This window comes from Vibrio splendidus (assembly GCF_001557875.1).
GTDB classification, from domain to species: domain Bacteria; phylum Pseudomonadota; class Gammaproteobacteria; order Enterobacterales; family Vibrionaceae; genus Vibrio; species Vibrio splendidus_F.
Genome location: NZ_LNRF01000002.1, coordinates 194,400 through 219,155 on the forward strand (window position 1 = coordinate 194,400; position 24,756 = coordinate 219,155).

Annotated in this window: 22 protein-coding genes; 11 read left to right on the top strand and 11 right to left on the bottom strand. The window is 44.6% G+C overall.

Annotation, left to right across the window (positions count from 1 at the left end; translation table 11 throughout):
• Positions 1-130: 130 nt before the first annotated feature.
• The 10 genes from ATB74_RS08480 to ATB74_RS08525 all read right to left on the bottom strand — a co-directional run bounded on the left by ATB74_RS08480 (position 131) and on the right by ATB74_RS08525 (position 10,756).
• On the bottom strand, positions 131-1,351 hold the full coding sequence (locus tag ATB74_RS08480; protein ID WP_061017919.1) for an ammonium transporter: 1,221 nt from the start codon (positions 1,349-1,351) through the stop codon (positions 131-133).
• 378 nt (positions 1,352-1,729) lie between these two features.
• Positions 1,730-2,146, bottom strand: coding sequence for a hypothetical protein (locus ATB74_RS08485; RefSeq protein WP_061017922.1), 417 nt, complete (start codon positions 2,144-2,146; stop codon positions 1,730-1,732).
• On the bottom strand, positions 2,130-3,203 hold the full coding sequence (locus tag ATB74_RS08490; RefSeq protein ID WP_061017923.1) for a formate dehydrogenase subunit gamma: 1,074 nt from the start codon (positions 3,201-3,203) through the stop codon (positions 2,130-2,132). The genes ATB74_RS08485 and ATB74_RS08490 overlap by 17 nt, the downstream gene beginning before the upstream one ends.
• Before the next feature lie 13 nt (positions 3,204-3,216).
• A complete protein-coding gene (gene fdh3B / locus ATB74_RS08495) occupies positions 3,217-3,825 on the bottom strand; it encodes a formate dehydrogenase FDH3 subunit beta (protein ID WP_061017924.1) in 609 nt (202 codons plus the stop codon).
• Between the two features lie 11 nt (positions 3,826-3,836).
• Positions 3,837-6,692, bottom strand: a complete 2,856-nt coding sequence (locus tag ATB74_RS08500) for a formate dehydrogenase subunit alpha (protein WP_061017925.1) — start codon at positions 6,690-6,692, stop codon at positions 3,837-3,839.
• Positions 6,693-6,702: 10 nt separating this feature from the next.
• Complete coding sequence (locus ATB74_RS08505; protein ID WP_004733728.1) at positions 6,703-6,903, bottom strand: twin-arginine translocation signal domain-containing protein; 201 nt, start codon at positions 6,901-6,903, stop codon at positions 6,703-6,705.
• 76 nt (positions 6,904-6,979) lie between these two features.
• Entirely contained in the window at positions 6,980-7,633 is a 654-nt protein-coding gene (locus ATB74_RS08510) for a TorD/DmsD family molecular chaperone (protein WP_061017926.1), read from the bottom strand.
• A 9-nt stretch (positions 7,634-7,642) separates the two neighbouring features.
• Entirely contained in the window at positions 7,643-9,304 is a 1,662-nt protein-coding gene (locus ATB74_RS08515) for a 4Fe-4S dicluster domain-containing protein (RefSeq protein ID WP_061017928.1), read from the bottom strand.
• A 299-nt stretch (positions 9,305-9,603) separates the two neighbouring features.
• Complete coding sequence (locus ATB74_RS08520) at positions 9,604-10,302, bottom strand: DUF3306 domain-containing protein (RefSeq protein WP_061017929.1); 699 nt, start codon at positions 10,300-10,302, stop codon at positions 9,604-9,606.
• Positions 10,292-10,756 carry a DUF3305 domain-containing protein gene (locus tag ATB74_RS08525; protein ID WP_061017930.1) on the bottom strand — a complete coding sequence of 155 codons (465 nt, stop codon included), beginning with the start codon at positions 10,754-10,756 and terminating at the stop codon, positions 10,292-10,294. Before ATB74_RS08525 ends, ATB74_RS08520 begins: the two co-directional genes overlap by 11 nt.
• A 455-nt stretch (positions 10,757-11,211) precedes the next feature.
• On the opposite strand from ATB74_RS08525, the gene fdhD reads away from it, so the two are divergent.
• The 9 genes from fdhD to cydX all read left to right on the top strand — a co-directional run bounded on the left by fdhD (position 11,212) and on the right by cydX (position 19,077).
• A complete protein-coding gene (gene fdhD, locus ATB74_RS08530; protein WP_050052541.1) occupies positions 11,212-12,042 on the top strand; it encodes a formate dehydrogenase accessory sulfurtransferase FdhD in 831 nt (276 codons plus the stop codon).
• A gap of 421 nt (positions 12,043-12,463) precedes the next feature.
• Positions 12,464-13,405 (top strand): MBL fold metallo-hydrolase, encoded by a 942-nt coding sequence (locus ATB74_RS08535; RefSeq protein ID WP_060982049.1) that lies wholly within the window; start codon positions 12,464-12,466, stop codon positions 13,403-13,405.
• 1 nt (position 13,406) lies between these two features.
• Positions 13,407-13,721, top strand: a complete 315-nt coding sequence (locus ATB74_RS08540; RefSeq protein ID WP_060982048.1) for a hypothetical protein — start codon at positions 13,407-13,409, stop codon at positions 13,719-13,721.
• Positions 13,722-13,804: 83 nt separating this feature from the next.
• Positions 13,805-14,707 carry a DUF692 domain-containing protein gene (locus ATB74_RS08545; protein ID WP_060982177.1) on the top strand — a complete coding sequence of 301 codons (903 nt, stop codon included), beginning with the start codon at positions 13,805-13,807 and terminating at the stop codon, positions 14,705-14,707.
• Entirely contained in the window at positions 14,700-15,467 is a 768-nt protein-coding gene (locus ATB74_RS08550; RefSeq protein WP_061017932.1) for an HvfC family peptide modification chaperone, read from the top strand. Before ATB74_RS08545 ends, ATB74_RS08550 begins: the two co-directional genes overlap by 8 nt.
• Complete coding sequence (locus ATB74_RS08555; RefSeq protein ID WP_061017933.1) at positions 15,464-16,072, top strand: HvfX family Cu-binding RiPP maturation protein; 609 nt, start codon at positions 15,464-15,466, stop codon at positions 16,070-16,072. The genes ATB74_RS08550 and ATB74_RS08555 overlap by 4 nt, the downstream gene beginning before the upstream one ends.
• Positions 16,073-16,180: 108 nt before the next feature.
• On the top strand, positions 16,181-17,797 hold the full coding sequence (locus ATB74_RS08560) for a cytochrome ubiquinol oxidase subunit I (protein WP_050649089.1): 1,617 nt from the start codon (positions 16,181-16,183) through the stop codon (positions 17,795-17,797).
• A gap of 9 nt (positions 17,798-17,806) precedes the next feature.
• Positions 17,807-18,943 (top strand): cytochrome d ubiquinol oxidase subunit II, encoded by a 1,137-nt coding sequence (gene cydB, locus ATB74_RS08565; protein ID WP_061017935.1) that lies wholly within the window; start codon positions 17,807-17,809, stop codon positions 18,941-18,943.
• Positions 18,944-18,969: 26 nt separating this feature from the next.
• Positions 18,970-19,077 carry a cytochrome bd-I oxidase subunit CydX gene (cydX, locus tag ATB74_RS23745; protein ID WP_081090089.1) on the top strand — a complete coding sequence of 36 codons (108 nt, stop codon included), beginning with the start codon at positions 18,970-18,972 and terminating at the stop codon, positions 19,075-19,077.
• Positions 19,078-19,475: 398 nt separating this feature from the next.
• Here cydX and ATB74_RS08570 read toward each other — a convergent pair whose 3' ends face one another.
• Complete coding sequence (locus ATB74_RS08570) at positions 19,476-21,059, bottom strand: ABC-F family ATPase (RefSeq protein WP_009846736.1); 1,584 nt, start codon at positions 21,057-21,059, stop codon at positions 19,476-19,478.
• A 451-nt stretch (positions 21,060-21,510) separates the two neighbouring features.
• Between ATB74_RS08570 and ATB74_RS08575 the strand changes: the two genes are divergently transcribed.
• On the top strand, positions 21,511-23,856 hold the full coding sequence (locus ATB74_RS08575; RefSeq protein ID WP_061017937.1) for an ATP-binding protein: 2,346 nt from the start codon (positions 21,511-21,513) through the stop codon (positions 23,854-23,856).
• Position 23,857: 1 nt separating this feature from the next.
• Positions 23,858-24,745 (top strand): mechanosensitive ion channel family protein, encoded by an 888-nt coding sequence (locus tag ATB74_RS08580; RefSeq protein ID WP_061017943.1) that lies wholly within the window; start codon positions 23,858-23,860, stop codon positions 24,743-24,745.
• The last annotated feature ends 11 nt before the right edge of the window (positions 24,746-24,756 follow it).

Below are 24,756 nucleotides of genomic sequence, written 5' to 3' on the forward strand. Positions count from 1 at the left end.
TGATAGTTGTTGCCGTTCATACTCAAACTTTCTATTTGCTTCTCACAGAAACAAAAAAGCGACCGAAGCCGCCTTAGTTCTGTTTAACTGATGTCTACTTGATGAGCTTAAACTCACACCGTGAACGACGTTAGTCTTCGTTAATAGACGAGATCTTATGGATTGAAAGATCCGCACCGTTGAATTCGTCTTCTTCACTTAATCGTAGGCCTGTTAGTTTGCTTAGCACGCCATAAACAATCAATGCGCCAATTAAAGCCACAGCAATACCAGCGAGTGTACCGACAACTTGAGAAGCAAAGCTTATGCCCCCTAGCCCCCAGAATGTTTGCGATCCGAAGATACCCGCAGCAATACCACCCCAAGCGCCACATACGCCATGCAGAGGCCACACACCGAGTACATCATCGATCTGTGTTTTGTTTTGCATGTAAGTAAATAGGTAAACAAACAGCGCGCCTGCCACAGAGCCAGTCACTAATGCGCCTAATGGGTGCATTAAGTCTGAACCCGCACAAATCGCTACTAGACCAGCCAAAGGACCATTGTGGATGAAGCCCGGGTCATTTTTACCTGCAATTAGAGCCGCAAGAATACCGCCAACCATTGCCATAAGAGAGTTCATCGCCACTAGACCGCTGATGCCATTGATCGCTTGAGCTGACATCACGTTAAAGCCAAACCAACCCACACATAAGATCCAGGAACCTAGTGCTAAGAATGGGATGTTCGATGGTGCGAAGTTAGTGTGTTTACCTGCACGGATTCGACCTTTACGCATCCCTAAGAAGTAAACCGCAACCAAAGCAATCCAACCACCAACGCCGTGAACGACTACCGAGCCTGCGAAGTCATGGAATCCATAACCGAATTGCGCCTCGAGCAAATCCTGGAAGCCAAAGTTACCGTTCCAAATAATACCTTCGAAAAATGGATATACGAAACCAACGGTAAATAACGTTGCGATCAAAATTGGATAGAAGCGTGCACGCTCTGCGATACCACCGGACACAATCGCAGGAATTGCTGCAGCGAAGGTCATTAGGAAGAAGAACTTAACCAGTTCGTATCCATTACCTTGCGATAGGGTTTCAGCGTCGGCAAAAAAGTGAGCGCCGTAAGCAACCCAGTAACCGATAAAGAAGTAAGCGATAGCGGAGACACCAAAGTCGGAAAGGATTTTAACCAGCGCGTTTACTTGGTTCTTCTTCCGGACGGTACCGACTTCGAGAAACGCAAAGCCTGCATGCATCAAGAAGACCATGATTGCGCCGAGTAATAGGAATAAAGTGTCTGAACTTTGGGTAAGGGTTTGTACTGCACTATGAACTTGAGTCACCGTTTCACTCATTAAAGCATTCTCCTTCGCTTTATCTGATTTGCACTGATATCGTGCGATTCAATGTTGTAATTAATTAAAGACTCAACAATGAGCGCAAGATGTGTTCCAAGTGTGAGGGGTAATTTTCGTGCAACAGTTTTAAATTTTAACTTATTGATTATTATAATCTAAATATTTATGCGCACTTTTATGGTTCTTGAAAATTGAAAAAACAACAACGACAATTGCACCAAATAAGGGAGTTGCACCATATTGAAGCGGTCAATAAATAGGTTCTGATCCAGAGATCTGCTGGCAAACTATTTACAGTTCCAGAGCCTAAAAAACAAAAAGCCCAGTGAAATGAATCACTGGGCTTTTTTTAGATATGTCGTTAACGTGTTAGCGTTACAGGTTTGGTCCTGTCGACGGGTTTTGCGGTAAGTTTTGACTCAAACGCTGCATACCTTGATACATGCGGATAAACCAAACCACAATCGCGACACCACCAAACAACATACCCACGTAAGGAATGTAGTAAGCGATGTCATCAATAAAGTGGTTCTGATACCAATAATCGTTAACACCAATCAAAATACCGTTAGATGTAGCTACCGTTACGATAAGCACCACAAAGAACGTCAGGTTCAAGAAGAACGAGCGAATAAGACCGTAGTAATGGGTATCCACTACTTCGCCGTCTTCGCCTTTATCTAAACGATAGCCCGCGTAGATGATGGCAACCACACCAGAGAGAAGGCAAGTAAATGGTGTAAAGCAGCTTAGGATGTAAGCAACCCAAATACCTTTATGAGGTTTGTTCATTCTTATTCACCCCTTCCGTTTTCTCTGTTGCTGCGTTAGCGCTTTGTTCAACGCCGTTTTTCTCTTGTTCCATCACTTCTTTGTACCAAAGGTCATGGTGCTCTTTAGCCCAAGTCTCATCAACTTCGCCTGTTACCATGCCTTCTAGTGCCCCTTCCATACCGAACAAGCCGATGTAGATGTGGAACACAAAGCCACAGATAAGGATCAAAGCTGCCAGCATATGAACTAAGTTTGAAAGCTCCATATCACGACGCGTTTGACCGAAGATTGGGAAGTCTAAAACCAAACCACTGATCGCTGCGACACTACCCATTACAATCAATAGCCAGAACAGCGCTTTTTCACCGGCATTCGAGAACTCTGCAGATGGATGAGAACCTTTATGCTTCCCTACCATGCCACCAAGTTTCATGAACCACTGAATATCCACTTTCTTGAAGATAGACTTGCGCCACCACTTGATAAGAACAGCCATCAACAGCACGTAGAAAATCGGGCCGATGTAGTTGTGATATTGCTTAGCCAGTAGAACGATGAAGCCCCATAGATCCGTTGGGATGTATGGCTTCAAGAAGTGTTTACCATAAACCAGCATCAAACCACTGAACGCCAATGTCAGGAAGGTAAACGCCATGCTCCAGTGCAATGCACGATCCAGTCGAGACCAACGTTTGATCTTACGACCTGTTCTTGGCGCACTGAGCATCAATGGACCAATTACTACGTACATTAGGGTGACAAAAGCAATACTGCCAAAGATAGCAACGGCACCGGCTGGTGACATCCACTTCTCTTTTAGTATGTACCAAGTCTGACCCGGAGTACTGATGAGTACGCCATGCTCAGGAGACTGAGATGTGGTGTAACCTGATTGTCCATCTCTAACTTGTCGCCAGTAATCCGCACCAGCAAGTTGAACCACTTCTCTTTCAGCTGAGCTTGCTTGAGTTTGTGATGAGTTCGTCTCAGATGCATGACTCATAGGAGAAAGCATTGTTAGTGCTGCCAACATTGGCAGCACAACAAGGAAGAGACGCTTAAACATTGTAAGCATATGTCTCTCCTACTTAGCTCTTAGTTGCGTCGTAAGACAGGTCATTGCCGTTTGTCCAACCCGCACCTTTCGCCCCACGCTCAACAACACGCTGACGGAAAACATCAGAAACTTTCTCTGCGTCACCCGCTAGCAGTGCTTTGGTTGAACAAAGCGAAGCACACATTGGCAGTTTGCCTTCGGCAATACGGTTTGCACCGTACTTTTGACGCTCTTCAACAGAACCTGGTTCTGTTTCAGGACCGCCAGCACAGAAGGTACATTTGTCCATCTTACCGCGTTCACCAAACGCTTCCTGTTTAGGGAATTGAGGTGCGCCAAACGGACAAGCAAACAAACAGTAACCACAACCGATACACAGATCTTTGTTGTGAAGTACGATGCCGTCTTCGGTATGTTCAAAACAGTCTGCAGGACAAACTGCCATACATGGCGCATCAGTACAGTGCATACACGCTACTGAGATAGAGTTTTCACCCGGTTCGCCATCGTTCAATGTCACAACGCGACGACGTTGAATACCCCATTCCAGAGCATCATCATTTTCATTCTTACATGCAGTGACACAACCGTTACATTCGATACAACGCTTGGTGTCACAAAGAAATTTCATTCTAGCCATTTTAAGACTCCTTACGCTTTACGAATATTACAAAGGGTTACTTTCGTTTCCTGCATCAACGTGACAGGGTCGTAACCATAAGTGGTTGCTGTGTTAGCAGCTTCACCAATAACGTAAGGATCAGAGCCTTCTGGGTATTTAGAACGCAAATCTTCACCTTGGAACTTACCACCGAAGTGGAATGGGATGAACGCCAGACCTGGTTTCACACGGCGTGTTACCATCGCTTTCACCTTAATTCGGCCCTTCTCAGCACCTTCAACCCAAACGTCATCACCATCTTTAAAGCCAATATCGTTTGCATCTTTAGGGTTCACTTCAACAAACATCTCTTGTTGTAGCTCTGCTAACCAAGGGTTAGAACGGGTCTCTTCACCACCACCTTCGTACTCAACCAGACGACCAGAAGTGAGAATAATCGGGTATTCACCAGATTTGTCTTGCTCTTGAATCGACTTATACAACGTAGGAACACGGAAGATTGCTTCTTTATCATCCCATGTTGGGTAGTCAGCAACCAAGTCGCGACGTGGTGTGTAAAGTGGCTCACGGTGAAGTGGTACACGGTCTGGGAATGTCCAAACAATCGCACGCGCTTTCGCGTTACCAAAAGGAATACAACCGTGCTTGATAGCTACGCGTTGAATACCGCCAGAAACGTCGGTCTTCCAGTTTTTCCCTTCAGCAGAGGCTTTCTCTTCTGCTGTTAGGTCATCCCACCAACCAAGTTGTTTCAGTAATTTGTCACTGAACTCTGGGTAGCCATCTTTGATTTCGCTGCCTTTTGAGTAGCTGTCTTCAGCCAATAGGCTTTGACCTTCAAATTCGACACCGAAACGAGTACGGAAGTTACCACCACCTTCAGCGACAGTCTTAGACGTATCGTAAAGGATATGTGTGCCTGGGTGTTTCATTTCTGGCGTGCCCCAACATGGCCAAGGGAGACCGTAAGTCTCGCCATTTGCTGGACCGCCTTCTGCTTCTAGAGACGTTTTGTGGAACGTATGCCAGTTCTGTTGGTGCTCTTTCAAGCGCTCAGGGCTTTGGCCTGTGTAACCAATCGTCCACATACCTTTGTTGAATTCACGTGTAATGTCTTCAATAAGAGGCTGGTTGTTCTCAACACGAATGTTTTTGAACAGCTGATCAGAGAAACCAAGCTTCTTAGAAAGCAGGTACATGATTTCGTGGTCAGGCTTAGATTCGAACAGAGGATCTACAACCTTGTCACGCCACTGTAGCGAACGGTTTGATGCCGTTACACTGCCGTAGGTTTCAAATTGAGTGGTTGCTGGAAGCAAGTAAACGCCGTCGGTGCGATCGTTCATTACTGCTGCAACGGTTGGATATGGGTCAACGATAACCATCATATCCAGCTTCTGCATCGCCTTCTTCATCTCTGGACCACGAGTCTGAGAGTTTACTGCGTGACCCCAGTAGAACATGGCACGGATGTTTTCGCGCTGACGAATCTTGTCTTTGTCTTCAAGCACGCCATCAACCCAACGAGAAACAGGAATACCTGCACTGTTCATTGGTTTTTGGCCGCCGTATGCGTTGTCGTCGAAACGTCCTTTCACCCAGTCAAAGTCGATGTCCCAAACTTTAGACCAGTGGCGCCAAGAACCTTCAGACAGACCGTAGTATCCAGGAAGAGTGTCTGATAGTACGCCAAGGTCTGTTGCGCCTTGTACGTTATCGTGACCACGGAAAATGTTTGCACCGCCACCTGATTTACCGATGTTACCTAGCGCAAGCTCAAGTACACAGTAAGCACGTGTGTTGTTGTTACCCGTCGTGTGTTGAGTACCACCCATACACCAAACGATACAACCTGGACGGTTTTCAGAAAGTAGTTTCGCTGTGTGGTAAACGTCTTCTTCGCTTACACCAGTTACACGCTCAACTTCTGCTGGGTTCCACTTTGCGACTTCTTCACGGATCTCGTCCATGCCGAATACACGTTGGCGGATAAACTCTTTGTCTTCCCATTGGTTAGCAAAGACATGCCATAATACACCCCAGATAAATGCAACATCTGAACCTGGGCGAAGAGAAACATAGTGATCAGATTTCGCAGCAGTACGTGTACGACGAGGATCCGCAACAACGATCTTACAGTTGTTCTTCTCTTTAGCGATAAGGATGTGCTGCATCGCTACTGGGTGAGCTTCTGCAGGGTTTGAACCAATGAACAGCATCGATTTACAGTTGTGCATGTCATTGAACGAGTTTGTCATCGCACCGTAACCCCAAGTGTTTGCAACACCGGCTACTGTGGTTGAGTGACAAATACGCGCTTGGTGGTCAACGTTGTTGGTGCCCCAAAGCGACGCCATCTTACGAAATGCGTAAGCTTGTTCGTTACTGTGTTTTGCACTACCTAGGAAGTAAACCGAATCAGGGCCAGACTCTTTACGAAGTTCTAGCGCTTTGTTACCAATCTCTTCAATCGCTTGTTCCCAAGAAAGCTTTTTCCACTTACCGCCTTCCAATTTCATTGGGTACTTAAGACGACGTTCACCGTGGCCGTGCTCACGAAGTGCTGCACCTTTCGCACAGTGTCCACCAGCGTTGAATGGGTGATCGAATGCAGGCTCTTGACCCGTCCAAACACCGTTTTGCACTTCAGCGTAAATACCACAACCCACAGAACAGTGAGAACAGATAGTACGTTTCACTTCTGTTTTCGCTTCTGAATCGACTGATTTAGCCTGTGCTTTCTTCATCATGCCAGGTGCAAATAGACTTGCGCCTACTACCGCGCCACCAGCGGCTAATGAGGTGTTTTTCATGAAGGCACGTCGAGACACACCCAGTTGATTGGTTTCTTTGCTCACACTATCGGAGCGTTTGACAAGTTTCATCCGTTATCTCCTAAAGCGTGTCGTAGTAATCGCGAATATGTTGCGTTTCACGATAGCCCGTCTTCTTCATGTCTTCTTTCGGCATTTCAACCGTTTCTGAAGCAGTTGCCACTTTTGTTGTACCAGCGACAACGGCACCAGCTACGGCTGCAGTCGTTAAGCCTTTGAGTAAGTCCCTACGGCTTGTGTTTATTTCTTTATTATCTTTCATCATTGCTTCCTTACCTTACGGTAGATCTTTTTGGAGGCTTAATGCCCCTCTATCGATATAATCGCGTACTGCTCGATTACTCGTAATCAGTGACGTTTTTCACATCAATCTTTAATTTATGCTTACTGCTTTTTGTATTAACGCTAAAGCGCACTTGTTCTAACGTTAAGAATGCTTCACACAGCTGAGCTGCTGATTTGTAGAAGTTCGCACTTTCTGCGCTTTCAAGCTGACGCGTAAAAGAGTTAAACCAAGGGCCAAGATGCTTATTGAAAACGGCTTGTTGAAGCGCTTCTTCTTCACCAGTTAGCATTGCCATTACTTCACACAATGCAGCAATATGATCTTCTGGCTCTTTCACTTGATCATCACGCTCAATGCCTAAAAGCTCTAAGTCATGGCGAATCTCTGCCAATGGTTTTTCCATCATGGCGCCAGTTCTATGCCATGAACCAAATGGAACAACCTCTCCACGGCCAATGCCAATGAACAGATCTTGATATTCATCTTCTAATGCTTCGCGATTTGATTCCGTTGCCGCTTGTTGAATAGCAATCCAAGCTTTTTGCATCGCGCTCTCAGACGCTTCAATGTCTAGCGTCTTTAGGAAATCAATGACTTCTTCAGAAGGTGCGCTACGAAACAATGCAGAAAGAACCAAATAGATTTCAGTTCTTAGTGTCTGGTCTTGTTCAAATTTGCTTTGTGCTTGATCTAAATGAGTTTCCAATGCCTACTCCTAGTATTTCAGTTGCTTCAATGGGTCTTGAGCCATCGAATCAAACATATCTATCACACGGCAGTCTTCACACATCGCAATACGGTTAATTGCAGATTCGTCTGAAAAATGAGAGTGACCGCGTAACTTGCTTTGTAACATGTCAATCATAGACTGCGGTGCGAACGGCTTATGACAACGAATACATTCCGCTGCTTTCTCTTCATGAATCACAACAGCCTTCTGACGTTCTTCTTTCACCCAGTTCATGCGAGGTGTTAGAGTCAGAACATTTTCAGGACACGCTTTTTCACACAGGCCACATTGAATACAGTCTTGTTCTACAAACTTAAGTGATGGAGATGCGCCGTCAGTATGAAGAGCACGTGTAGGACAAACCGCCACACAACTCATACACAAAGTACAATCTTTGCTTTCACACGAAACCGTGCCATATGGCGCATTCGAAGGAAGTTCAACAATGTTCTCAACAGGAATGCGAGATGAAGACATAGCATCAAGTGCTGTGAACAGGCGTTGACGTTTATTGCCTTGAAGATCGCCAAGTGCAAGGTCGAATGAATCCACACATAGTGTTGGAGGACCTTCACGTAGAGATTCTAAGTACAGAATATCGATGGTTTCTTTCGGAATACCGATTTGGTCTAGCAGTTCTTGAGCGATCCCTACTTCGTTATTCAGAACACGAATGATCGTTTCTGGCATAAAACGAGAAGCAGCAAACAGAACTTGAGTTGCGCCATTCACTAGCGCTGCAAACCAGGTATCGATACCAATAGAAGGCAGTTCTTCAACAACAATTGGAATCACGTTATCTGGTAGCGCTTTAAGAGCCATCACGTTGTAAGTTTCATGACGTGAGCTACAGATAAGCACGATAGGATCCAGACCGCCCGCTTGCTCGTAGTTAGCTAGCGTACGTTCAATGAATTTTTGAGTATCATCAGGATTAGGCAATGCGTAAGAGATAGCTTCTGTAGGACAGCTCGTTGCACAAGTACCCACGCCTTGACATAGGTAAGGGTTGATCTCAATCTTGTGACCCGTCTTATCAGAGCCTTCACTTGAAAGCGCACCAGCAGGACAAGCATCAACACAACGCTCACATCCTTTTACGCCACGAGAACTGTGCGCACAAAGGTCGGTGTCTAGACGGAAGAACTTAGGTTTATCAAATGTGCCCATTAACGTAGGAATTTCTTCTAACGCTTCAGCCAGTTTAGGATAGCCACGGCCAACTGGGTAATAACCCGGTACAGGTACTTCTTCTGTCATGCAGCTATTAAGACATAGGTCTAGAACAACATCGAAACAATCGTGATTAATCGCGACTTTTGCCAGGTTGCTTGATGTACCTTTACTTTCGATCACAACTTCAAACGTACCAAGGAAACCGGATACTTGAACCGAATTCGCAAAGTACAGTTCTGGGTTTGTGCCTTTTTCGCCATCTGTTGACAATAAGGTTAGGCTCGTCAATTGAGGCAATTGCGCCGCAGCACTTTCGATGATCGCAGTTGGACCAATAATCAGCGTATTTCCACCGCTTTCATAACTGACTGTCGGTGGAATCAGGTTTGTTAACTCAACTGTATTTTCAAATGCATACAGTCTTGCTTTAGCGTTATTTGAAGTTGCTTGTTCTAATAATTGTTTAAGCATTGCTCAGTTCCATCTTTGGACATGGATAATCTGTTCAACCTTCATTGTAGTAAGCGATAGAGAACTTGCTGAGTAATCCGTTAACAACTAGCCCTTTAGCTAGTGTGCCGTTCGTCAGACCATGAACTCGTCTATCTACAAAAAAGTTGATAATGAACGTTATTTAGCAAATGCCATGCCAATTTAATAACTCTTATATATCAGTGATTTAATGCTTTATAGCGTTTATTGAGCGTATAAAAAAACCGCTTGGGACATTTTGTCGCAAGCGGTTCATTGAGTGTTTAGTCAAAATGTACCTATTCTTTGTGTGGTATATTTTGTCCCATCTCTTTCAGGTCAGATTCGTCTGACATTGTAGTGTTAACATCTGGCACTGTGTTTTTATACAGTTTCTTTTCTTGTTCGGTTATTTCGGCACTTTCTGACGTTTCAAGTTCATTATCAGATACCTCAAGATCGCTTTCAGAATTTCCTGAAATTTCACCTTCATCTTTATTATCAATGACTTGCTCTTCTTCTGGTGCAGTTTCTTCTTCCGTTTTGTCTTTAACCCAATCACGCAAGGTTTCCGCAACCCCTTCAGAAAGAGATTTCAAATTACTGTAATCGTCGTCGTAATCATCTAAACCATCACGAACGTTAAACTCTTCCGATAGAAATAATTTACGTAGTGCCGCTTTTTTTACGCTTTCTGAGGCTTCTGACACCAATAATTGAGCAACAGACAAGTCTTCCGTCGTTTCAGATGCGATCTCCTGAGAGTCAATAGCTTGAGAATCGACAGCGTGAGCGTTTTCATCGTGTTCTGGAGACTCACGTTCTAAAGTCCCACGTTCTAGTGACTCCGATGTTTCTGCGTCTATAGATGAAGCAGCAGAAGAAGTCTCTGAGGAAGTAAGCTCGATATCCTCAAGCGTTTGTTGCGCTTCTAATGGTTGGTCGGTCGATTCATCAAGCTTTCGTTGAGACCAACGGCTGAAAAAGTTAGTTGCCATTAGATCGACCCGCACCTTTACGTTTTTTACGTCTTGCTTCTAGTAATTCACCATGACGACCGATGAACGCTTCCATCCAAGCTTGTACTGGTAACGGAATGTCGTATGAAAGGACTTGATTGTCACCGTCCATGTATTGCCCTGCAACGGTTTGTGATGCCGTAAGTAACTGAATGACTGGCTTAACACCAGAATCGACGTTATCCATCACTAAGAAAAGCTTAGGTTGCTGAGAGCTAAGGTTGAAACGATAATCTGTTCGCTCGTCTTTATGTAATTGAAGTAAACAAACGTCTTGGGTATCGTCTTCTGGCGACAGTTCAAACCCCGTCAATTCCCATTGTGTGGTTACCCAGATACCTGTTTTGATCTCTTTCTCTATTCTTTGGACACCGATTGGCCAAGCTGCTTCTGTTTTTTCATATTGTTCTTTGAATTCTTTTATCTCAGACATACTTCACCCAATTGATTTTCTTTGGTCTGAATGCACTTAGGACATTTTGTACTGTGCGCAATCATATACACCCTATAAAGCAATAAACACGCCAATACAGTTTAAACAAGAGAGCGTATCTATAGCGTTCGTTATCAAGTTGTCACTATAACGTTAGTCGATACTGTTTATTTCAGACAACTCCACCCAGTGAACTCTCATATTTAGCGCTCTTTTAATCTAATGCTTCATGTTTCCATCAATCCCCGCTATTTTGGAATAAGATTTGCTTTAGCTAATTCGCTAATGTTATTCACAGAGCTATGTATTCTCTGAGCTATGGCGTGTTCGATAAGGTTAATCGGAACCTAGGCTATAGCGAACCAACAAACTAGCGTATTGATGAATGAGAGCTTTATTGCTCTTGTTGACTTCTTATCTCATAAAATCGCTATCTCATTAAGTAGGAAATGACTGTGGTAAAACCAAACATAATAAAAACCAGTGAGAACCCACTTCAGACAATCGAAGTTGAAGTGTTTGATGAATATGGCGAAAAGCTAACAAAACAGATCGCGTGTGAGCGCCCTCTTACCGTGATGTTGAACTGGAAAGAGATCGTAACGTTAATGACATTGGGCTCTCGTCCGGAGTCATTAGTATTGGGCTATTTGAAAAACCAAAGCTTCCTTTCCGATCCCGAAGCAGTTGAATCTATTATCATCGATTGGGAAACCAGTTCTGCAGCGGTTATCACCAAAGAAGATACAAGCCAACTTGAGCAAGCGCTTAAGAAGAAGACAGTAACCTCTGGCTGTGGTCAAGGCACCATGTATGGCAACGTGATGAAGCAATTGGAAGATTACCAAGTGCCTCAAAACAAGATTAAGCAATCTGAAATCTACACAGCGCTTGAAGCGTTGACTCATTACAACGATACCTACAAGAAAGCAGGCGCGGTACACGGCTGTGCGGTTTGTAAAGACGACAAGGTTTTATCGTTTGTTGAAGATGTTGGCCGACACAATGCCGTTGATACATTGGCTGGTGAGATGTGGCTTAACAAAGAGTCAGGTGAAGACAAGATCTTCTATACCACAGGACGTTTAACGTCTGAGATGGTGATTAAAGTTGCGCAGATGGGCATTCCTGTTCTGCTATCACGTTCTGGTGTAACGCAAATGGGCTTAGACCTGGCTCAGAAGTTCGGCATCACCACGATTGCACGCGCAAAAGGCTTACGCTTCCAAGTGTTCACAGGCGCAGACAAGATCGACTTTGATGTGAAAGGCGAACAATCAGCGTAAGTTCTTTAAAGACAAACTTCTCTAAAGGCAAATGCTATCTAAAGCCAATTTTCAGATGAACTCACAAAAGGTGTAGGCGAAGGCTTGCACCTTTTTCTTTTGTTTCCTTTATTCCGTTTACTCTCTCCTTAGTATTCCCTCTCCTTGAACCATCGTTCTATTCGCACAATTTTAATATCCCGTTCGTTGTTACCACTTTTTCTGCGCTTTAACTCAGCGACAAGACACGCTCAATGATTCGTTTGGTTTTATTTAACGTTAATTTCAAAATTACTAGATATACCAAACATTAACAATTCTTTATCTTGTGCTCCGTGAACAGAACGAAGCACGCACTTGTTGTGCTGCTTAGCGAATGTATCACTTCTTTGAATGCTCACTTCGAAGAAAATATATAAGAAACAAAGAATTGGATAACAATATGAAACAGCCTTTAAAAGCTTTAGCAATAGCTCTTGGATTAACCTTGGGCGCCAACTGTCACGCAATTGAACTCAAGCCGGTCGACACAGACTTTACATTACAAATATTGGGTTCAGGTGGCCCTATCTCGGATGACCTACGTGCGTCATCAGGTGAAATCGTATGGTGGAAAGGCAAATCACGAATCATGATTGATGCCGGTGGTGGTGTTTACCTACGTTTTGGTCAAGCAGGTGCAAAACTTGAAGATTTAGACTTTATGGGTATCACGCATTTCCATACCGACCATGTGAATGATGTGCCTGCTCTTCTTAAAGGTGGCTATTTCTTTGAACGCGAAAAGGCGTTGGAGATTTCAGGTCCAAGCGCAGGTTCTGCTTTCCCAAGCCTCAACGGTTACTTCGAAGCGAATTTTGACCCAGACCATGGTGCGTACGCTTATCTTGCCGGCTTATACGATGGAACTGATGGCCTATTCCCCGTCAATCTTACCGATGTTGACTATCAATCCACAGTGCCAACTGTCGTTTACGAAAAAGATGGTTTGAAGATCACTGCTCTGGGTATTCCTCATGGTGATGTGCCTTGTCTCGCTTACCGAATCGAAAGTGAAGAAGGCGTGATGGTGATTTCAGCTGACCAAAACGGTAGCAACCCTGCGTTCTTAGACTTCGCTCGTGGCGCCGACATCATGATGATGCCAATGGCAATTCATGAACAAGCCGATGGTGTCTCTACATTCATGCACGCTAAACCTTCCGTGATTGGTGAGATCGCTAAAGAGATCAATCCAAAAATGTTGGTACTTAACCACTGGATGGGTTTAGGCCTTAAGCGTAAATCTGAATCAATCAAGATTGTACGCGAATACTACGACGGACCAATCATGTCTGGTCGTGATTTAGCCAGCTTCCCTATGTCCGCTGTAAAGGAGAAATAACATGAACAACAAAATCGCCCTATCAATCGCGATCACGTCTGTGATTAGTCTTAACTCTGCAATGGCGCTTGCTGATGCACCTGCCGAAGCCCCTGTTGAAGCTAAACAATCTTCAGGACACGGTGGTAAATGTGCCGCGGGTAAATGTGGTACAGAAAAACGTTTCGAAAAAGCGGAACTGACCACTAACCCTCAAGACCGTTTAGTGCGTGCTCGTGATGGGAAATGTGGCTTAACGGCTGAAGGAATCTCGCCAAGTAAAGAACGCATCTTAATGGCGAATAGCAAGGTGACAGGTGGAGTATGTGGCCAGTAGAAACGCATAAAACTAAAGCTTTAAAAACTAAAGCTCTAGCCTCAAATGGCCGAGCCCATAAAAGCAGAGAGTTAAACCATAAAGTGCGAACCATTCAGAATACAGACAAAGGCATTGGGCTACGCAGTGAGCATATTGAGTTGCTTGCTCGTTCCCCAAAACACCCTGATATTGATTTTCTCGAGTTAGCACCAGAGAACTGGATGAGCTTGGGTGGACTTAAGCGTGAGCAATTACAAGATATATCTAAGATCTACCCCTTGATTGCACACGGTTTAAGTTTGTCTATTGGCGATTGTCAGCCGCTTAACACAAAGTTTGTACGTCAGGTTGGTCAGTTTCTCGATGAATTGAATATCCAAGTTTATAGCGAACATTTGAGCTTCTCTAGAGACAATCAAGGGTACTTGTATGAACTGTTACCCGTGCCACGCCGTGCAGAAAACATCGGCTATTTAGCGGGCAGAATCAAGCAAGTCCAAGACATCATTCAACGTCCTTTGGTAATGGAGAACATCTCTTATTACCACAATTACGGAGATGAGATGCCTGAGGGTGAGTTTATCGCTGAAATAGCAAACCGCAGTGGCTGTGAGTTGTTGGTCGACATCAACAATCTATACGTGAACAGTCAGAACCACCACTTTGATGCAGCTCAAATGCTTAAAGCTTTGCCGAGTGATGCTATTCGCTATTACCACATTGCTGGGCATTTAGTTGAAAGCGATAGGTCGGTTGAAAGTAATAAATCGATTAAAGGAAATAAGTCGCTACTTGATACCCACGGTATGTCAGTACAGCAAGCTGTTATTGACTTGGCACGTTACACCTTCTCTATTCATGGCAGTAAACCGTTATTGCTAGAAAGAGACAACAACGTACCGCCTTTGGTAGTACTGACAGAGGAGTTGCGAGATGTGCATAGTCAGGTTCTAGGTGCTGGTGTAACTCATCGCCCTCTTGAGCAGGAGTTGTTATATGCATAACCCGCCAAACTCAATGGTAAGGCAAACACAAGCTTTGGCCGCATTGATACGTTCGCCAGTTGAAGACAACGCGGTGTGTCGATACAGCGAATTCATTAGAGATAACGTATTTGGTGTATTAAACAACACATTTCCGCTGTTTTGTCAGCAAGTTGATCAAGACCAATTGCTGATATTGGTTGATGAGTTTGTTGTCGTGCATTACGCATCTGAGCCTGAATTTCATCATATCGCGACTGAGTTTGTCAGCTTTATTCAGCGTCGTACTCAACCTATGTACATATCTAGCGTAGTTGCGAGTCATGAGCTCACAGCCGACCAACTTGCTGTGTTGGAGTACGAATGGTGTGCCTTTTGCGTTGAAATTGACTCTTCAAAGCAAGTATTGCCGAAGTCATGGACGGGTGACTTTCACATCAATGAACAACAGCTTCAATTGAGGTTGTTAGTCAACAGTACGATGAAGCTCGTACAGGTGCCTTTCCTTGTACATGGTGAGTCACTGACGTTTCTAACACAAAGGCGATATCCCATTTATTACGCGATTTATCGCGACTCAGACCAACGCGTCAACACGATAAAACTAAGAGAAATTGATGTTGCGATTATTCAAATAATCCAACAACAACCAAATCGTTCTTTAGCCGATATAAAACAAATAATTGCTCAACAATTGGCGAGATTCGAGTTTATTAATTGGGTTGAACACTTCAGTGAAACAGAACTGATTGGCGTTCACTCTTTAGGAGAAAACTTATGATTAAGTCAGCCCTCAGCTGGTACGACGCTATTGTCGAAAAATGCAAACAATACGATTACTTGGTACTGCTGGCAGTACGTCTCTATCTAATTCCGGTGATATATGTAGGTGCACGCTCTAAAGTGTTGGGCTTCTCAGGAACTGTGGCATGGTTTGGTGCCTCAGCAGCCGACGGGGGGCTTAACCTTCCCTTCCCTGAGCTACTGGCATTCCTAGCGGCAGCGACCGAAGTGTTAGGTTGTATCTGTATCGCGTTAGGTCTGTTTACTTGCTTTATCTCGATTCCAATGATTTTCATGATGAGCGTGGCCAGTGCAATGGTTCACTGGAAGCACGGTTGGGACGCGATTGCGACTGGCGGTATGGAAGCAACCGTTCGACTTAACGGTTTCATCGAGTGGCTCGCGGGTAACTTCCCGGGGCGTTACAACTACATCACTGAACTTGGCGACCCGGTAATGCTGAACAACGGTATGGAGTTCGCAGGCACCTACTTCGTGATGCTGTTAATACTGCTTGTTTATGGTGGTGGTCGTTACGTGAGTGCAGATTACTGGCTACGTAAACAGTTCTCTAAAAAACAAACCAAAGCATTGCGTTGGTAATCGATTCTTTTCACACAGCTACATGTAAAACCTTTAATTAGTTCTCTCTAATTATCATCTTATTTTCCATTGTCTTACCCGTCACTCTCGTGGCGGGAAGGAGTTTTTATGCTTACAGATGTCGTTGATCTGTCGCGGTTTCAATTCGCAAGTACCGCTCTTTATCACTTTATATTCGTTCCCTTAACCATAGGTCTCTCCTTCTTACTCGCAGTGATGGAATCGCTGTATGTGATGACCAACAAAACCATCTACAAGGACATGACCAAGTTCTGGGGTAAGTTGTTTGGTATTAACTTTGCCGTTGGTGTTGCTACCGGTCTAACCATGGAGTTCCAATTCGGTACCAACTGGGCTTATTACTCACATTACGTAGGCGATATCTTTGGCGCTCCGCTTGCCATTGAAGCCTTGATTGCGTTTTTCTTGGAATCAACCTTGGTTGGTATGTTCTTCTTCGGTTGGGACAAGCTCTCTAAGCGTCAGCACTTATCGGTAACCTGGTTGACGGCTCTAGGTTCGAACTTCTCTGGTCTTTGGATTCTGATGGCCAATGGCTGGATGCAAAACCCAGTGGGCGCTGAGTTTAACTTTGAAACCATGCGCATGGAGATGACTGACTTCGTCGAAGTTATCTTCAACCCAGTGACTCAAGTGAAGTTCGTGCATACCGTTGCGGCAGGTTACACAACTGGTGCGCTATTTATTATGGGTATCAGTGCTTACTACATGCTTAAAGGGCGTGATTTACCATTCGCTCGTCGTTCATTTGCCGTCGCAAGTGCTTTTGGTATGGCTGCGATTGTTTCGACAGTGATGCTAGGTGATGAATCTGGTTATGAATTAGGTGATGTTCAACAGGTGAAGCTGGCGGCTATTGAAGCTGAATGGCACACCGAAGAAGCCCCTGCCTCATTCACACTGTTCGGCTTCCCGAACCAAGAAACCATGGAAACGGACTACGCGATTAAGATTCCTTACGTGATGGGTATTATCGCAACGCGATCTTTGGATACGCCAGTTGTCGGGATTCATGATCTATTAGCAAAGAACGAAGAACGTGTTCGCAGCGGCATCTTAGCTTATGGGCTATTAGAAAAACTTCGTTCTGGTGATAAATCACAACAAAATATCGATGATTTTGAATCGGTTAAACATGACTTAGGTTATGGGTTATTGGTTAAGAAATACAGCGATAACGTAGTGGATGCAACAGAACAACAGATCAAACAAGCAGCCAAAGACACAATCCCAACGGTTGCCCCTCTGTTCTGGAGCTTCCGCATCATGGTGGTATGTGGCGTTTTGATGTTTGCCATCATTGGTCTTTCATTCGTACAAATTTGTCGCCGTAAGATTGGTACCAATCGCTGGTTACTGAAAGCAACAATATGCGCGATTCCACTTCCTTGGATTGCTTGTGAAGCCGGTTGGTTTGTTGCGGAATATGGTCGTCAGCCTTGGGCTATTGGTGAGATTCTGCCAGTAAACATGGCGGCTTCTAATCTACCCGCTTCAAGTCTATGGATCTCTATCGGCTTGGTTTACTTGTTCTACACCGCGTTCTTAATTGTAGAAATGTTCCTGATGGTTAAGTTTGCGAAAATGGGCCCGAGCGCACTGAAAACGGGTCGCTATCATCATGAGCAATCAAACCAAGATCTAGCCATTACCGGTGAGCAAAGCGCACCGCGTCAGCTAGATAAAACTATCGACCTTCATTAAGGAATTCAGATGTTTGATTACGAAAATCTTCGCCTGTTTACATGGGCAGTTATTGGCGTGTTGTTGATCGGTTTTATCATTACCGATGGTTTCGACATGGGCGTTGCGGCGTTGCTCCCTGTTTTAGGGAAGTCAGAAGTTGATCGCCGAATCATGATTAACTCGATTGCCCCTCACTGGGATGGCAACCAAGTATGGTTAGTTACGGCGGGTGGCGCTATCTTTGCGATATGGCCTGCAATCTACGCGGCTGCGTTCTCCGGGTTCTATTTAGCCATGATTATCGTGTTGGCGACCTTGTGGTTAAGACCGCTCGGTATGGATTACCGCGCTAAAATCGACAACCCACAATGGAAGAAAGCTTGTGATATTGCACTTATCGTCAGTGGCTTCATTCCTCCGGTTATCTTTGGTGTTGGTTTCGGTAACTTGATGATTGGTGTTCCGTTTGAATTTAACGAATTGCTAATGATGTCATACCAAGGTGGTTTCTGGGATCTACTCACGCCCTTCCCACTGCTATGTGGCTTGGTGAGCTTGGCGATGGTTGTCACGCAAGGCGCGGCATTCCTACAGATGAAAACGACGGGTGATTTAAAACAACGTGCGCAGAAAGTGATCGTATGTATGGCGCTTATCACTGTCGGACTGTTTATTGTTGGTGGGATATACGCGTATACACTTCCGGGTTATCTGATTACTAGCCCAGTTGTGACCGATGGTGTTTCAAACCCATTGCTAAAACATGTCATGAAGTTTGATGACTTACTGCTCCATAACTACGAAAACTATCCGGTACTTTGGGGAATCCCTGCACTAGGCATCATCGGAATGCTGAGTTGTGCAGTGATGACTCGACTTAACCGCGCTGGTTTGGCCTTCGCTTGTTCGAGCTTATCGATTGCAAGCATCATAACGACAGCGGGCGTTGCCCTATTCCCAATGATCATGCCATCTAGCTTGATGCCATCGCATAGTTTAACGCTGTGGGACGGAACATCGAGTGAGTTAACACTGAGCATTATCTCGGTTGTCGCAGTTATCGTGGTGCCAATTATTTTGGGTTACACAATCTGGTGTTACTACAAAATGTTCGGTCGACTAGACAGTCAATACATTCACGATAACAGCTCGTCACTGTATTAATTAAAGATGGAATAGGAGGATAACCTATGTGGTATTTATGTTGGGTATTGGGCGTCTTGCTCGCCTGCGCGTTTGGAATCATTAATGCGCTGTGGTTAGAGCACACCGACGTTCTCGATGAACAAAACGAATAAAGCTGATCGGTAAAGTTACTAACAACTGTTAACTCGATCGCAAGCTAACTACTTAAAATAACTGAAAGTCCTCACTTAATGCGATGCCTGCGATTTCAAATATTGCCGATATGAGTGTTAATGAGGACTTTTTCTTTTCGCATCTAATTTCACGTACTTAGCCTCGCCCTTTTTCGAAAATCGGCGTCTCAAATGGCTAAGTTGAACGTTAAGTTGGTGCCTATCATCGATTAAGTAGCTTTCCCCATAAACTGACCTTGCTTTAACAACTCTATAAGCTAGCTGATTTATGCGGTATGGAAAAACAAAAGGCCTCTCTCTTATTGCTAAGAGAGAGGCCTTTCTAATTTTGAATACGTACTAACGTGTTGCTACGTATTAACTCTCGCTACACGATATTAGCCGCGTGCTTTTAAGAATTCAGCGTAAGTACCGCGGAAATCGTTGATCTTGCCATCTTTGATTTCAAGGATACGAGTTGCAAGCGAGTCTACGAATACACGGTCGTGAGATACGAAGAACAATGTGCCTTTGTAGTTCTCAAGAGCTAAGTTAAGCGCTTCGATAGATTCCATATCCATGTGGTTTGTTGGCTCATCCATTAGAAGGATGTTTGGTTTATGCATCATGATCTTACCAAGAAGCATACGACCTTGTTCACCACCAGAGATAACCTTTACAGATTTCTTAATGTCGTCTTGACCAAACAACATACGACCTAGGAAACCACGTACAACTTGCTCGTCTTCGCCTTCTTGGCGCCATTGGCTCATCCAATCAAACAGGTTCATGTCTGTCTCGAAATCGTGTGCGTGATCTTGAGCATAGTAACCGATGTTTGAGTTTTCAGACCACTTGTACTCACCAGTGCGAGGCTCAAGAGCGCCAGCTAGTGTGTTAAGCAGTGTAGTTTTACCCACGCCGTTCTCACCGATGATAGCAACACGCTCACCTACTTCGAAAATACCGTCGAACTTGTTGTATAGGTCTTCTTCAAAACCTTGAGATAGGTTTTCAACCACAAGTGCGTTACGGAATAGCTCTTTAGACTGTTCGAAACGGATGAACGGGTTTTGACGGCTAGACGCTTTAACTTCGTCTAGTTGGATCTTATCGATCTGCTTAGCACGAGACGTTGCTTGCTTCGCTTTAGATGCGTTAGCAGAGAAACGAGATACGAACGTTTGAAGTTCAGCAATTTGTGCTTTCTTCTTAGCGTTATCAGACAATAGGCGCTCACGAGCTTGAGTCGCAGCTGTCATGTACTCATCGTAGTTACCTGGGAATAGACGAAGTTCGCCGTAATCAAGGTCAGCCATGTGTGTACAAACAGAGTTTAGGAAGTGACGGTCGTGCGAAATGATGATCATTGTGCAGTTACGTTGGTTTAGCGTATCTTCCAACCACTTAATGGTGTCCATGTCCAGGTTGTTCGTTGGTTCGTCAAGAAGCATGATATGCGGGTCTGCAAACAGTACTTGAGACAATAGAACACGAAGTTTCCAACCCGGTGCTACTTCGCTCATCAGACCGAAGTGCATTGACTCTTCAATACCTACAGCAAGAAGAAGCTCACCCGCTTTAGCTTCTGCCATGTAGCCGTCCATTTCAGCGAACTGAACTTCAAGGTCAGCCACCTTCATGCCGTCTTCTTCGCTCATTTCTGGCAAAGAGTAAATGCGGTCACGCTCTTGCTTAATAGCCCAAAGCTCTTTGTGACCCATGATAACTGTGTCGATTACCGTGAATTCTTCGTAAGCAAATTGGTCTTGGTTTAGCTTAGCAACGCGCTCGTTTGGATCGTAGCTTACGTTACCAGCACTTGGCTCAAGTTCACCAGATAGGATCTTCATGAACGTCGATTTACCACAGCCATTCGCGCCGATTAAACCGTAGCGATTGCCTTCGCCGAACTTAACTGAAATATTTTCGAAAAGTGGCTTAGCGCCGAATTGTTGGGTGATATTTGCTGTGGAGATCAATGCCGTTACCTTTTTAATGTGAAAAACGCCGCAACGTTACTTGTTCAGGGCTTTAACTGCAAGTATTGATTGCAATTACTGACCATTAAGTGAGTGATAACCTAGCCAAATCATAGTTTGAGCTGACTCACATTTTTGATTTTCTATTTATCGAAGAAAAGCCGTCGGTTTTCAGGGGAAACAAAATATCGAACAGCGACCTATAATGGGCGGTATATAACGTCCCAAATCATGCCAACCATTGAATATATCGTATGCTTATTGGCCATAGTAAAATCAACCCAATCATAGCAACAATATACATAGGCAAGACTAGCCTAATCCCTGACAGTTTCATGACAAAATTGGTCGAAACAGGAATAAAGTACTTGCCCCCGATACGGAGTTGGATTTCACAAAGTAAGATTATCTAACTATAGTAATCCTAACCTCATAATTCTAAGAGACTTTTATGCGTTCACTATCGCGCTTCTTAATCTTCACTTTGGCCATTCTCTCATGGCCTAGTCATGCCAACTTGGAATATGACTTACAGTCTCAGCCGCAGGTGTCCAACACTGCTGTTGATCTGGATAAGCGTATTGATTCCCTACCCGACCCCCTCTTTATGGAACAGTCGGACAGGCGGCAAGTCAACATTTTGCTTGCCGAAGTTCTGCGAGTTCAAAAACAGGAAATCAAAACCTTCGAGCAACAGCTAAAAGCCTACAGAGGTAACAACGACGCCGACCAATGGTTCTCCGTTCAAACCAGTTACGTCACGCTGAATAGTTTGAACGTAAGTAAACAGCACCTTTTAGAGCAGACCAACTCTGCGAACAAAGAGCGCTTAACCGGTTTTGGACCCTACGGTGTCACCCAGTTTAAGCAAGAGTGGGACTTAACCAAACTCAATATTGAGTATCTTGTTTATTTCCAAATTCGTAGCTTTAAAGCACTTGTTCAAGACATCTTTATTTCTCCAGTGCCTGTGATTGGTGCCTCATTAAAAGTGTTATTCATCTACTTCGGTTTAGTGTGGTGGCTTGCCAACAGCACTCGCTTGATTGAGTTGTTTCGAATTAACTTTCTTGAAGCAAAAACGAATCCTCCTTTTCTGGTTCGTGTGATTTGGTATATCAGCCGCGCTGATCACGCGATTGCTTGGTTAATTGCCATCACTCTTTCTTTGAGAGTGCTTTCTAGCATCTCTAGCTTGCAGCATCTGATTTTCCTCGAGATCTTCACGTGGTGGATCCTAGGTGGTTCGATTGCCATCAGCTTTATTCTTGAACTTGCTTACCGCTTGGGTCGTACATCTAATAAAGACGTGATAGCGCTTCGCCTGTCGACTATTCGCCGTTATGTATGGAGCTTCATTGTTGCGGGTGTGACTCTGCAAATTTCGAGTATTACATTAGGAAAAGGTACTATCTATAGTTGGATCTACAGCGCTCTGTTCTTTTGGTTTGTACTGGTGACCATTTCGGTACTTAGATTATGGCGAGCGAAAGTTTTTGATACGCTGCAACACATCTCCGATCGTCCGGTATGGGTTAATTGGGCAGTGAACCGCAAAGAAACTTTCCTACTCAATATACTTGCGACGGCAATTGGCATCGTATGGTTGAGCGTGTATAGCTTCCAACATCGAATTATGGCAGTGCTATCCAATTACACGCTGTTTAGCCAAGCCTTGGCGTATCTGTTTAGAATCGAAGTGGCTAAGCAGTCTGATCTTGATAAAAATCAGCAAAACTTGGTTCGAATCAAAGGCGATCAAACCTATGAATACATTCTGCCAGGTAATATCGACAGCACGCTAATCGATTACGCAGGTGACGAAGTTAAGCAACTGTCTCGCTACTTGATGTCGGACAGCCCTGCTATTTGTATTGTGTCAGGCGAACGTGGTGTAGGCGCGACAACCCTGCTTTATACTTTACTGCACAAAGTTTCTAACGCAGAGCCTGTCTATGTGAGTTGTCCTTACGCGGGTTACCAAGAGCTTTTAGCGCATCTGGCCGTTAGTATTGGTTTGGAAGAAGAAGCCACTGAGATTCAAATCTTGGCGCATTTACGTAAGAGCAATACGACTTACCTGATTGCGATTGATAACGCGCAACGACTGGTGAAACCAATGGTGGGCGGCCTGTCTGATTTGATTCGTTTAACCAACCTTCTACGTCGCTCTAAAAAGAACCACCGTGTCGTGATATCGATCGCCAAATCAAGCTGGCGATTTGTGGATAGAGCGCGTGGCGAACGTTTGCTGTTTGACTTGGTGTGTTTCCTTCCGCGTTGGACAGAGAAACAAGTGGGTGAACTTCTAAATAGCCGTATCAATACGGAGCTTGAGAAGCCGTTGTCTTTTGATGGCTTAGTGGTGCCTAAACAGTGGGACCAAGATGATATGAGCGAAGAAGAACGCGCACGCCAAGGTTTCTATCGAATTTTGTGGCACTACTCTGATGGCAACCCTACCGTTGCGCTGCGGTTCTTCCGACTCTCTTTGAACCGAAATAAAGAGACAGATCAAGCGGTGGTGCGTCTTTTCCATGTTCCTGAAGCTCAGGAGTTAGAGAATATGCCAAAACCAATGCTGGCTGTATTGCGTTCTATCGTACAACTAGAAATCGCTTCGCCAGAAGTGTTGTCTGAATGTACACAACTGAGCACGGCGGAGATAACAGGGATTCTGCGTTACTTTGAAAGCCGTGGTTATATTGGTTGGCATGAAGAAAAGGCTCGAATTTCTGAGCACTGGTTCCGCCATATTACGAACGTTCTCGACCGTCAACATCTACTGGTGAAGTAAAATGAAGAAGTTATTTATCCTACTATTTGTTGGCTTGGCAAGTGCCGTCAGTTTCCCGACCTTTGCGACGGAAGAGTTAGCTAACGTAGAAAACATCTCTAAAATAGCAAGCCTCGTGCGATGGAGCGGTGTGTTCTTCTCCATGATCGTTATTGCCGCAATGTGGTTATTGCTAAAGTTCATCAACTCGTTAGTGACTAGCTTTGGTAGTCAGTTCGTGCAGTATCGAATGCTACTACAAAAACTGCAGTCGTTTACTCAGTTCTTCATCTATGTGAGCACCGGTCTTATCGTGTTCATGATGAGCTTTAGAATCAACGACCAAATACTGGCCTTGATTGGTGGTACCCTCGCTGTGTCAGTCGGATTTGCGCTTAAAGATTTGGCGGCATCATTCATCGCGGGTATTACGGTGATGATTGATAGACCGTTCCAAGTTGGTGACCGCGTCACGTTTGAGGGTAACTACGGCGACATCATTACTATCGGTTTACGTTCGGTACGAATGAGAACCCTGAATGACGACATCATTACCATTCCGAACAACAAATTCTTAAATGAAGTGACGACCAGTGGTAATTACGGTGCGTTGGACATGCAGGTAGTGATTCCGTTTTACGTCGGTATGAATGAAGACATCACCCTAGCCCGCGACCTGATTCAAGAAGCGGCGTCTTCAAGTCGTTACATCCACTTGCCGAAGCCGGTAACGGTTTTGGTTAAACAGACGATTACTGATAACTATCTTGCGATACAGCTAACCTGTAAGGCTTATGTAGTGGATACTGCGTATGAGAAGCTATTTGAAACCGACATTACCTTGCGCGTGATGAAAGAGTTTAAGAAGCACAACATCAACCCATCGAAGATTTCAGTGGCAGCGCATTAAACTCGGCTAAC